General features: G+C 63.2%; 10 protein-coding genes and 2 pseudogenes. 5 read left to right on the top strand and 7 right to left on the bottom strand.

Annotated features, from left to right (window positions below):
• Positions 1 to 74: 74 nt before the first annotated feature.
• The 4 genes and pseudogenes from XpopCFBP1817_RS23250 to grxD form a co-directional block, all read right to left on the bottom strand.
• Entirely contained in the window at positions 75 to 470 is a 396-nt protein-coding gene (locus XpopCFBP1817_RS23250) for a hypothetical protein (RefSeq protein WP_244171213.1), read from the bottom strand.
• Positions 471 to 602: 132 nt separating this feature from the next.
• Positions 603 to 989: pseudogene (locus XpopCFBP1817_RS23245) on the bottom strand (macro domain-containing protein).
• Complete coding sequence (locus XpopCFBP1817_RS24120) at positions 977 to 1,117, bottom strand: DarT ssDNA thymidine ADP-ribosyltransferase family protein (protein ID WP_425479125.1); 141 nt, start codon at positions 1,115 to 1,117, stop codon at positions 977 to 979. Before XpopCFBP1817_RS24120 ends, XpopCFBP1817_RS23245 begins: the two are co-directional and overlap by 13 nt.
• A 197-nt stretch (positions 1,118 to 1,314) precedes the next feature.
• The gene (gene grxD, locus XpopCFBP1817_RS16690; RefSeq protein ID WP_128417973.1) at positions 1,315 to 2,241 is read right to left on the bottom strand and encodes a Grx4 family monothiol glutaredoxin; all 927 of its coding nucleotides are present in this window, start codon (positions 2,239 to 2,241) and stop codon (positions 1,315 to 1,317) included.
• Between the two features lie 45 nt (positions 2,242 to 2,286).
• On the opposite strand from grxD, the gene XpopCFBP1817_RS16685 reads away from it, so the two are divergent.
• From XpopCFBP1817_RS16685 to XpopCFBP1817_RS23235, 3 genes are all read left to right on the top strand, one after another.
• Complete coding sequence (locus XpopCFBP1817_RS16685) at positions 2,287 to 3,084, top strand: polysaccharide deacetylase family protein (RefSeq protein WP_208619649.1); 798 nt, start codon at positions 2,287 to 2,289, stop codon at positions 3,082 to 3,084.
• A 212-nt stretch (positions 3,085 to 3,296) separates the two neighbouring features.
• Complete coding sequence (locus XpopCFBP1817_RS23240) at positions 3,297 to 3,530, top strand: hypothetical protein (protein WP_244171212.1); 234 nt, start codon at positions 3,297 to 3,299, stop codon at positions 3,528 to 3,530.
• 220 nt (positions 3,531 to 3,750) lie between these two features.
• Positions 3,751 to 4,386 (top strand): TonB-dependent receptor domain-containing protein, encoded by a 636-nt coding sequence (locus tag XpopCFBP1817_RS23235; RefSeq protein WP_244171211.1) that lies wholly within the window; start codon positions 3,751 to 3,753, stop codon positions 4,384 to 4,386.
• 234 nt (positions 4,387 to 4,620) lie between these two features.
• Here the strand turns inward: XpopCFBP1817_RS23235 and XpopCFBP1817_RS16675 are convergent, their stop codons facing one another.
• Genes XpopCFBP1817_RS16675 through XpopCFBP1817_RS16665 form a run of 3 tightly spaced genes read right to left on the bottom strand, consistent with a single transcriptional unit; the run spans position 4,621 to position 7,250 of the window.
• On the bottom strand, positions 4,621 to 5,292 hold the full coding sequence (locus XpopCFBP1817_RS16675; RefSeq protein WP_128417971.1) for a methyltransferase domain-containing protein: 672 nt from the start codon (positions 5,290 to 5,292) through the stop codon (positions 4,621 to 4,623).
• A 57-nt stretch (positions 5,293 to 5,349) separates the two neighbouring features.
• Positions 5,350 to 5,979, bottom strand: coding sequence for an SGNH/GDSL hydrolase family protein (locus XpopCFBP1817_RS16670; RefSeq protein ID WP_128417970.1), 630 nt, complete (start codon positions 5,977 to 5,979; stop codon positions 5,350 to 5,352).
• Complete coding sequence (locus XpopCFBP1817_RS16665) at positions 5,979 to 7,250, bottom strand: pyridoxal phosphate-dependent aminotransferase (protein ID WP_128417969.1); 1,272 nt, start codon at positions 7,248 to 7,250, stop codon at positions 5,979 to 5,981. The genes XpopCFBP1817_RS16670 and XpopCFBP1817_RS16665 overlap by 1 nt, the downstream gene beginning before the upstream one ends.
• A 318-nt stretch (positions 7,251 to 7,568) precedes the next feature.
• Between XpopCFBP1817_RS16665 and XpopCFBP1817_RS16660 the strand changes: the two are divergent.
• Both XpopCFBP1817_RS16660 and XpopCFBP1817_RS16655 read left to right on the top strand, forming a co-directional pair.
• A pseudogene (locus XpopCFBP1817_RS16660) lies at positions 7,569 to 9,707 on the top strand (type I secretion system permease/ATPase).
• The gene (locus XpopCFBP1817_RS16655; protein WP_128417968.1) at positions 9,704 to 11,125 is read left to right on the top strand and encodes an HlyD family type I secretion periplasmic adaptor subunit; all 1,422 of its coding nucleotides are present in this window, start codon (positions 9,704 to 9,706) and stop codon (positions 11,123 to 11,125) included. Before XpopCFBP1817_RS16660 ends, XpopCFBP1817_RS16655 begins: the two are co-directional and overlap by 4 nt.
• Positions 11,126 to 11,262: the final 137 nt, after the last annotated feature.

The raw sequence follows: 11,262 nt of genomic DNA, 5'->3' as shown, positions 1-11,262 counted from the left end.
ATTAGGGAAAATTGCTCTGGTGTGATCTCCATACCCGATAGTTTACTCGCTCAGGCCATTAGTGTTAACAGGCCCTAGTCAACCGTTGCCAGCAACTCCATACCGAAAGGAGATTCAAAACCATCGATTAAGGCCGCAGTGGCTTCCAGTGCCTGGGCATACTGTTTCGCTTCGCTCTTGAGATAGGTCTGGACAAAGCTTTTGCGAGCGTCATCGAACCAGATGACATCTAAGGGATCAGCGTCGCCGATTCGCTTGTCACAGTGCAGATAGCTGCCATCCAATCCGTTCAGTAGATGGCGGAGACGGTCGGCATATGGGCCGTACTTGTGAGGCCCAAAGCGCAAATCCAGCGTAGGCAAGCCTGCGCGCTCTATGTTGCGTTCAAGGAACCATGCCAACTTCTGGATTTCAAGTAGGCTGCATTCCATGCCTAGCACCCAATAGCGACGCACCAGTTCGGCAATCAATGCGCGTGCCGGAGTCAGCTGCTACACGCCGGAGCGCTTTGCGACGTTTTGATACGTTAGGATGGGCTCGAACACGAGAATGTTGGTATCTAAACCGGCCAGCGCTTCTTCGATCAGTGGACGAACATCAGCCTAGTCCAAACCGCCATTGCCAGCGCCCAGTGGCGGGATGGCAATCGACTCGACCTTGTTTTCGATCAGGAAAAGGCGCAGATCCTGCAATCCTTCAGTAATCCATTCGATGCGCGAATCACCACGCCAGTGCTGCTTAGTGGGGAAATTTATGATCCAGCGTGGTCCGTTCAGTTCGTTGGCTTAGGTGACGAACACCTTGCCGGTGCGCACTTGCTTTGCCTTGCAGGCAGCGACATATCGGAGGAAATTTTCGTTGAAGCGCTCCTTGAACATCAGTGCGATGCCCTTGCCCATCACACCGACGGTATTGACGGTGTTGACCAATGCCTTTACGCGCGCCCGCAGCAAATTGCCTTGCGTGAACGTAATAATCAGAAGTACCACTCGGTGCGGGCATGAACTGGAAGTGTGAGGTTGCTAGCTTTAAGCTGACGTTCGATGGAGAGTTTCATGTCGTCCGTATAACACACGATGCCGAGCAGACCATCGACCGGCAAGTGTCGGTGAACCAGTGCTTGCGCCTGATATCGCTCGAACTTGGCCGGGTCCTCCTGATCGCGCCGGAAATTGATACGGCGGCCAGCTGTCTAGGTTCGGCGCGGTTTGGCGTGATATCTGGCCGAAGCTATCGTGCAACAAGAAACGAACGCCCACTGGAGCGCCCGTTTCACCGCTCCGCACTGGTGACACTGGTGCGGAGCGTTTGTACTTAATACTTCGCCACGCCGTTGTCCACCGCGTCCGACCACGCATCGATGCCGCCGGTGACGTTGTAGACGTTGCTGAAACCCTGGCTGCGGAAGTGCTCAGCCGCTTGCAGGCTGCGGCCGCCGCGGTGGCATAGGAACGCCAGCGGGGTGTCCTTGGGCAGCTGCTCGATGGCGGCACGCTCGTGCGCGTCCAGTGTGCGGAACGGGGCAGCAATCGAAGCCAGCGCACGCTCGTCGGCCGGGCGCACGTCCACCAGGGTCAGCGTCCCGGCCTTGAGGCGATCGTCGGCATCGCGCACCGACAGCTCCTGCACCGGCTTTGGTGCATTGGGGTTGTCGATGGCCAGGCCGCGGCCGCGGATGTCGTCCACCCAGTCGATGGTGATGCCGTCGGCGCGACGCGCGCTGGCCAGGTCGAACTGCACGCACAGGCCGTTGGATTCGGCTGCGATGGCGTTCGGGTTGGTCGGTGCCAGCTGGAAGTTCGGCTGGAAGTCGGCGTCGATGGACAGCGTCAGCGAGGCATCCGGCGCATCGGCCAGCACGCCGTTGAGCATCTCGACCGCCGCCGGGGTGACGGTGATCTTGGGCGGGCTGCGATCCGGCGCCTGCAGGCCGAGCATGCTGCTCAGCTCGCCGCTGTCGGCCATCTGCAGGATAATGTCGCTGCCGCCGATCAACTCGCCGTCCACGTACAGCTGCGGAATGGTCGGCCAGTCGCCGTAGGCCTTGATGCCTTCGCGGATGTCCTGGTCGGCCAGCACGTTGACGTGGGCATAGTCGACGCCAAGACCGTCCAGCACGCCGACCGCCTTGGCCGAAAAACCGCACTGCGGCATGCCGGGCTGGCCTTTCATGAAGAGCACCACGCGGCTGGATTGCAGCAGCGTATCGATACGCGAACGCAGGGCGGGATCGAGAGACATGGCAGCACTTCGGTCAGATCGTGGAGTCAGGGCATTCTACGCCGCATGGCATCATGTGGCATGACCGCACTGGAAACGCTGTATCGCACCCCCTCGCACCCGTACCGCTGGGTGGGCCTGCTGGCCCTCTCGCAGGCGGCGGTGGCGCTGCTGTGGTGGCACCTGGGCGGTGCCTGGGGGGTGCCGGCGCTTTTGCTGTCGCACGCCTTGTTCGTGGTGCCGGTGTTCCTGCCGCGCGAGCGCTTGTACGCGCCGGTACTGGCGCGCCTGCCCGGGCGCGCGCCGCAGGTGTGGCTGACCATCGACGATGGCCCTTCCGACGACACCCCGGCCGTGCTCGACTTGCTGGACTTCTTCGATGCGAAGGCCACCTTCTTCGTGGTCGGCACACGCGCCGAGCAGCGGCCTGAACTGGTGCGCGAGATCGTGCGTCGCGGGCATGGCATCGGCAACCACAGCAACACCCATCCGCAGGCCTGGTTCTGGGCGCTGGGCCCGCGCCGCATGGCGCAGGAAATCGGCCAGGCACAGCGCGTGCTGTCGGCCATCACCGGGCAGGCGCCACGGCTGTACCGCTCGGTGGTGGGCATGACCAACCCGTTCGTCGCCTCGCCGCTGCGTGCGCATGGCCTGACCCGCGTGGCATGGAGCGCACGTGGCTTCGACGGCGTGCGCTGCCAACCGGACGCCACCGTCGCCCGCATCGTGCGCGACCTGCGCCCCGGCGCGATCGTGCTGTTGCACGAGGGCGCCGCGCACGGCCACAACCCGACCATCCTGCGTGGCGTGCTGGAAGCGATGCGCGAGCGCGGTTTGGCGGGGCGGCGCCCGGATTGCGCGTGACGGTAAAGCAACTGCGCCTGGGGCGGCGTGTCCGCATTTTTCAGCGATGGCCGCCGCACGAATGTTGCGCGCTCGGACGCATTGATTCCGCGCTGGGCGCGCGGCGTTGCCGACACCACCAATGCATTCGCCGGCCTGACCCATCGCTTCGACAATGGCGCGCAGCTGCCCGTTGAATATGCGCATCAGCGTTTCGCGATTGGAAATCGGTGTTGTTCGGCTATCTCGATTACCCGGACAGGGACACCGGCTTGGGCCTTGCCAGCAATTTTGGTGGCCGGTATCCCACCTTGAGCGCGCAGAACAGTCTGGATGCCTACGTCACCTCGCCGCTGACGCTGTGGGGCCGCGAGCACGAACTTGCGGCTGGTGCCACCTGGATGCATCGCAACCTGCGCAGCCTGTCCAATGCGCCACTACAACCGCTGAGCGCCGAAGGCGTCTAGGCCTGGACCGGCACAATGGCGCAGCCGCAATGGACGCCGCTGACCAATGGCGAAGAGCGCGAGGTGCTTCAGGTCGCGGCCTACGCCGCAGGCCGTTTCAGCCTGACCGATGCGCTCAAGGCCATCGCAGGCGTGGCTGGAAGAACACCGATCAGCTGGTGCCGGCCAACACCTACGAGCGTCGCGGCCGCACCACGCCCACGCCTGGCTGACCTTAGATGTGGACGACCACCACTTGCGCTACGCCAGTTATACCAGCATCTGCAAACCGCAACACGATCGCGACCGCAGCGGGCGCTCTATCGCTCCGCTGGAAGGCAACAGCTACGAGGTCGGTGCGAAGGGCGAGTATCTTGGCGGCAAACTCAACGCAGCGTTGGTGCTATTCCGGATCCAGCATGACAACCTCGCGGTCAATGACATCGGCCAGTTGGTGCCCGGCACCACCGATCAGGCGTACATCGCGGCCAACGGAACGGTCAGACAGGGCGTGGAATTCCAGCTCGATGGCCAGCTGTTCGAGCAATGGCGCATCGCGTTCGGCTTTGCCAAGTTCGATGCCAACGATGCCAGCGGCGTCGATGTCAATCCGACAAGCCCGCGCCGCGAAGCCACGGTGTTCACCAGCTGGCAGACCGGCCCATGGCGTGTGTGCGGTGGTCTGAGCTGGCAGTCGGCCATCCACGAGCTGATGCCAGGCGCGCAGAATAGCACGGTGCGGTTGACGCAGGGCAGCGTGCTGCTGGCCAACGCGATGGCGCGTGCGACATCAACCAGGCATGGTCGGCGCAGCTCAACGTGCACAATCTGTTCGATCGCACCTACTCCGCCAACATCGTGTAGCAAAGCCAGTTGATCTACGGCGACCGGCGCGATGTGGAGCTGACGGTGTCCTGGAAGTTTTGACACTGTGCAAGGTGCCAGCCGTACTCAGTTCAGGGGTGCGGCTGGTGTTGCTCATCGAGGAGCGTAGTCGTTGACCGCTGCGCATCTGCCTGCTGCTGTGCACTTATCGACCGCGCGCATCTGGCGGCCACGCAGCCGCTTTTCCTGATTGCTTTACATCGAACCAGATACCTCTTGCAGCGCCTCAGCGTGGTTCGGCGACGATCAACCAGTTGTTGAACGGCGTATTGCCATACAGCGGCGCAAACCTCGCACGCAGACCGGCGGCATCCAGCTGTGCCTGCAGGCTGTCGCGTGTGGGGTAGCTGCGCGGCATGCGCTGCATCCAGCCGCTCAGATGCGCCAGCACATCAGTGACGCGGCTGGTGCGGCCACGCCTGCTGGCATCGCCCAAGGCGCTACGGATCACCAGCTTGGCACCCGGTGTGAGCATCTGCGCCACGCTGCGCAGCAGATTGGCCTGCATGCCTTCCTGCAGATACTGCAGTACATCCAGAATGGTCACGCTGCCGCGGTGTTGCGGCCATGCCACGCTCAGATCGACCACTGCGAACTGCGTATTGCCCAATGCCGAGCGCTGCGCGATGTGGTGCGCGCGGCGGATCTTGGACGCATCCACATCCACCCCGTGATACGCCAGCGCCTGGCCATCGGCGCGCAACGCATGTGCGAGCAGGCCCAACCCGCAGCCCAGATCCAGTACCGGCGCCGAGGTGCTGCGCAATTCGGCCAGCACGCCCGGATACAACGGATCGGTACGCAGCTTGGCCTGCGTGTAGTAGTAGTCGTAGCGATTGCCCAGCGGATGCGGCGGCAGGAACGCGCGAGCGATCGCCAGCGCCTGCGCGCGGCTCATGGGTTGGGTGCCGATTGTCTGCAATGTCGTTCCTTGGCAGTGAGGCGAGTTGCGCGGTCAGCTTAGGGCATCGCGCGCCACAGGCAGTGCCAATGCCGTCCAGCGCGCATACATCGCTGCCGAGGGATGCAGGCCATCGTGGACCAACATGTCCGCCGCATCGCCGCCATCGCGGCTGGTGGCGGTGATGTCGACAAAGCGCACGGTACGTTTGGCGCAGAGATCGGAGGCGACGCTGTTGAAGGCATCGATCTGCGCGGCGATTAATCCCGCATTGGCGCCCTGCGCATGCGCGAACGGGGTCAGCCCCCAATCGGGAATCGACAACACGAACAAGCGTGCTGCATGGCCGCCCGCGAACGCAATCGCACGCTGCAACAACGCATCGAACTGGCTGCGGTACTCGTCCAGCGAGCGCCCGCGATATTGATTGTTGACGCCGATCAGCAGGCTCACCAGATCGAACGGGCCCCGCCGCAGCGCGGCGGCATCGATATCGGCCTGCAGCTCGTCGGTGGTCCAGCCGGTGGTAGCGATGATCTGCGGCGGCTCAACGTTCCAGCCGCAGGCACGCAAACCCTCAACCAGTTGCAGTGGCCAGCGCTGCGCAACCGCAACGCCTTCGCCGATGGTGTAGGAATCGCCGAGCGCCAGGTAGCGCAATGGCGGCGTGCCGCCCGCCGCCATTACGCCACGCTGCGCGACTTGAGCGCCACTACCTTGGTCACCGACTCGGCGCGCCGCGCCAGTGCACGGTCGATGCGTGCGAACACATCGCGCATCACCGGCGCTTCCGGCAACAAGGTCACGCGGAAGTGGTGGCGGTACGGCACGTTAAAGCTGGAACCCGGCACCACCAGCACGCCTTCCTCGTTCATCAGGTCGAGCGCGAACTCATGGTCGTCGAAATTACGTGCGGCCGGGCCGACCACCGCCGGGAACGCGTACAGCGCGCCGGCCGGCGCCACCAGCGATAGATGCGCACTGGCCGCACAGGCCTCGATCACCGCGCGGCGTGTTTCGTACAAGCGGCCACCCGGCGCGCACAGTGCCGAGATGGTGTCTGGCCCATTGACCGCCGCATCGATGGCGTACTGGCCCGGCACGTTGGCGCACAGGCGCAAGGCGCCGAGCAGGTCCATCGCGTTGCGCAGATCGTTAATGCGCGATTGCTCGCCCGACAGCAGCGCCCAGCCCACGCGCCAGCCGCAGGCGCGGTGCACCTTGCTCAGCCCGCCGAAGGTGATGCACGGATGCGCGCCGGCCAGCGGCGCGACTGGTACGAATGCAGCGTCGTCGTACAGCACCTGGTCGTAGATCTCATCGACCATCAGCAGCAGGTTGTGCTTGCTGACGATGGCCACGATGCGCTCCAGCAACTCGCGCGAATAACTGGCACCGCTGGGATTGTTCGGATTGATCAGCACGATGGCGCGGGTGCGCGAAGACACCAGCGTCTCGATCTCCACCGGGTCTGGCTGGAAGCCGTTTTCCGGCGCGCAGCGGTAATACACCGGGCGGCCATCGTTGAGGATGGTGGCCGCCGACCACAGCGGGTAGTCGGGCGAGGGCACCAATACTTCGTCGCCGGGATTGAGCAGCGCCCGCAACGACAGGTCGATCAACTCGCTGACGCCATTGCCGATGAAAATGCGGTCCGGATGCGCGTCCGGATGCTGGCGCCGCGCATACGCGGTGGCGATCGCTTCGCGCGCTTCCGGCAGGCCTTGCTGATGGGTATACGGATCGGTGCGGCCCATATCGTCGGCGATGGCGCGCTGCAGATGCTCCGGCGCACGGAACCCGAACGCGCCCGGGTTGCCGATATTGAGCTTGATCAGCTTGTGGCCCTGCGCCTCCAGTTCCCGCGCTCGCCGCGCCAGCTCGCCCCGGATTTCGTAGCGGACTTCGGACAGACGCTCGCGAATGACGAGCGGCGTTTGCGGGGCAGTGGACATACGGCAGGCCGGTTGTAGGCGTGAGGCCTGGCATGGTAGCGGAAATAGGAGAGGCGGGCATGCTTGCATCGGCCACGATGTCAAGGTGCTGGCGAGCCTTCAGCGTCGGGTTAGATGAGCAACGCCCTGGTGAACGATGCGCACGATTGAGTGAGGGCGTCTCAGCCTGGGAAACGCTCGATTGAAAAGATTGATCGCCAGTGGGGGTTCGGCTGATTGACTGTTTCTTAACATCCCCAGGTTCTATTCCGTCACTTGAGCTCGATCCGGGCTCTTCAGCAAGGAACGCGTTATGTCAGGGCAAGTGCGTCGCTCTCGTTGCTCGAGGGCGGCTCGTCGGTGCAAGACCGACCGGATCTGGGACTGCAGGGGCTGGTCCTGCTGGCGCAATTTCATGGCGCTGCCGCCGACGCGGTGCAGTTGGCGCATGGGTTTGGATGAGGCGGTGAGCCGTTCGACGAAACCACGCTGCTGCTGGCCGCCAACCAACTGGGGCTGAAAGCCAAAGTCGTCACCCAACCGGCCGCGCGAATCGGCATGGCCGCGTTACCTGCGCTGGCCCTGGTGCCGGATGGCGACGCTTTTATCGTCGCCAAGGTCGGTGCGGACCAGATCCTGATCCACGATCTGGTCGAAAAACGGCCGCGCTCCATCTCGCCCGCCGAGTTCGAGGCGCGTTACCAGGGGCGGTTGCTGCAGGTGGCCTCGCGGGCTTCGGTGCTCGGCGACCTGGCCAAGTTCGACTTCAGCTGGTTCATTCCGGCAGTGATCAAGTACCGCAAGTTGATGATCGAGGTTTTTATCGTCTCGTTCTTCATTCAGCTGTTCGCGCTGATCACGCCACTGTTCTATCAAGTGGTGATGGACAAGGTGCTGGTGCATAACGGCCTGACCACCTTGGACGTCATCGCAATCGGGCTGGTCTCGATGGCGGTGTTCGATGTGTTGCTATCGGGCCTGCGCACCTACGTCTTCGCACACACCACCAGCAAGATCGACGTGGAGCTGGGTGCGCGCTTGTTCCGGCACGTGTTGTCGCTGCCGCTGGCGTATTTCGAGTCGCGGCGGGTCGGCGACACCATTGCGCGCGTCCGTGAGCTGGAGAACATCCGCAACTTTCTCACCGGGCAGGCGCTGACTTCGGTACTGGACCTATTCTTTACAGTGGTCTTTCTGTCGGTGATGTTCTGGTACAGCGGTTGGCTGACCTTGATCGTGGTGCTGTCGCTGCCGCTGTACGCCACCATTTCGGGTTTGATCACCCCGGTGTTGCGCCAGCGTTTGAACGACAAGTTCGCACGCGGTGCCGACAACCAATCCTTCCTGGTGGAGACGGTCAGCGGGATCGGCACGGTCAAGGCGATGGCGGTGGATCCGCGCGTGACCCGCACCTGGGACAACCAGCTGGCCGGCTATGTCAGCGCCGGTTTCAACGTCACCCGCATCGCCACGCTGGGCCAGCAAGGCGTGCAACTGGTGCAGAAGCTCACCGCCGTGGCGGTGCTGTTCTGGGGCGCCAAGTTGGTGATGGAAGGCAAGCTGTCGATCGGTTAGTTGATCGCCTTCAACATGCTGTCGGGCCAGGTTACTGCGCCGATCATCCGGCTGGCTCAGTTGTGGCAGGACTTCCAGCAGGTCGGTATCTCGGTCGAGCGGCTGGGCGACATCCTCAATACCCGCACCGAGGTGCCGGGCAGCCGCCTGGCACTGCCGCCGATCCGTGGGCAGGTGACGTTCGAGCGAGTCACGTTCCGCTACCGGCCGGATGCCCCTGAGGTGCTCAACGGGATAGAGCTGGACATTCGCCCAGGCGAAATCATCGGCATCGTCGGCCGCTCCGGATCCGGCAAGAGCACGCTGACCAAGCTGGTGCAGCGACTCTACACGCCTGAGCGTGGGCGGGTGCTGATCGATGGCCAGGACCTGGCGCTGGCCGATCCTGCCTGGTTGCGTCGTCAGCTGGGCGTGGTGCTGCAGGAGAACTTCCTGTTCAACCGCAGCGTGCGCGAGAACATCGCATTGACCGATCCCGGCATGCCGCTGGAGCGGGTGATCCATGCCGCCAAGCTGGCAGGCGCCCACGAATTCATTCTGGAACTGCCCGAAGGTTACGACACCAAGGTTGGCGAGCATGGCACCGGTTTGTCTGGCGGGCAGCGCCAGCGCATTGCGATCGCGCGCGCACTGATCGGCGATCCGCGCATTTTGATTCTCGACGAAGCCACCAGCGCACTGGACTACGAATCCGAACACGCAGTGATGAGCAATATGCGCGCCATCTGCAAGGGGCGCACTGTACTGATCATTGCGCATCGCCTTTCCACCGTGCGGCAGGCAAATCGCATCGTCGTGGTGGAGAAGGGACGCATCATCGAGAGCGGTTCGCATGCCGAGCTGGTCGACCGGCCGGAAGGCCAGTACGCGCATCTATACAGACTGCAACAGGGGACACCATGAAGCACCTGCTCCAGGGATGGCGCGATTTCTTTCTCCGCTATTTCAAGATCTTCAAATCGGCCTGGGCGGTGCGCCGCCAGCTCGACCCGCCCCCGCGCAGCGCAGACGAACGCGCCTTCCTGCCCGCGCATCTTGAGCTGACCGAAACTCCGGTCTCGCCCAGCGCGCGCTGGACGATGCGCATCATCATCGGCTTCTTCTGTGTCGCGCTGCTATGGGCCTGCCTGGGCAAGCTCGACATCGTCGCCGTGGCACCAGGCAAGACTGTGGTCGATTCGCGGACCAAGGTGGTGCAGACCGCAGAAACCGCGGTGGTACGCAGAATCCTGGTGCGCGACGGACAGGCGGTGAAGAAAGGCCAGTTGCTGGTCGAACTCGATGCCACCGCCACTGGCGCCGAGTTTGCGCAGGCCGGCGACGCACTGGTCAATGCCCGTTTGGCTGCCCTGCGCCAGGCAGCGTTGGCAACCGCCATTGCGACCGGGCAGCCCCCGCAGCTGGATCCCGCTCCGGATCTACCCGCGGAACGCGTGGCTAACGAGCAGCAATTGGTCAGCAGTCAATTCGACGCATTCCAGGCACGCCGACACAACCTGCAAGCCAGCATCGCCCAGCGCCAGGCCGAACTGCAGACCACCCAGGACGCAATTGAACCGCTGGCCGAATCCGCGCGCATTTCGAAGGTGCGCGCAGAAGACTACGGCCGCTTGGTCGAAGGCAAGTACGTCGGCCGCCACGACTATCTATTGCGCGAACAGGAACGCATTGCCGCAGAAAGCCAGCTCGCCACCCAGCGCAACCGCCTGCAGGAAATCCGCTCGGCGATCAGTGCGGCGCAGGAAGAGTTGCGCGTGCTTGTCACCGACACACGCCAGCAGGCACTGGATGCCTTGCGCCAGGCAAGCGAGCAGGCCGGCCAGCTGACCCAGGACGTCGCCAAGACCGGCCAGCGCGACAAGCTGATGGCCCTGCACGCACCGGTCGACGGCACGATCCAGCAACTGGCCGTCCACACCGTGGGCGGTGTAGTCACGCCCGCACAGCCGTTACTCGTCGTAGTGCCGGCCGAAGAAGCACTGGAGGTCGAAGTCACCGTCCTCAACAAGGACATCGGCTTCATGCGCCCGGGCCAACCGGTCACCGTCAAGGTAGATAGCTTCCCCTACACCCGCTACGGCTATCTGACCGGCACGGTCGCCAGCGTCTCCCACGATGCCGCGCAGGACGAAAAGCTGGGCCTGGTGTTTCCCGCACGCATCAAATTGAACGGCAGCACGCTGGAGATCGATGGGGTCAAGGTGCGGATGAGTGCCGGGATTAGCTTGAGTGCGGAAGTGAAGACAGGGAAGCGGCGGGTGATTGATTACTTGTTGAGTCCTCTAAAACAACATGGTTCGGAGTCTCTCAGGGAAAGATGAATTTCAACACTTTCAGATCAGTTAAGAGGTATTAAGGTTGGACTATATGAATCGCTATAAAGGAGCCTCTAAAAACCCCATCAATCTGCCATCATTGACTTGACGCCCTGCCAGCGGAGAACGACAGACATGATCAG

It is taken from the genome of Xanthomonas populi, assembly GCF_002940065.1.
GTDB lineage: Bacteria > Pseudomonadota > Gammaproteobacteria > Xanthomonadales > Xanthomonadaceae > Xanthomonas > Xanthomonas populi.
Note: the sequence above shows the minus strand (reverse complement) of the source record. Positions and strands in the feature narration are given on the sequence as shown.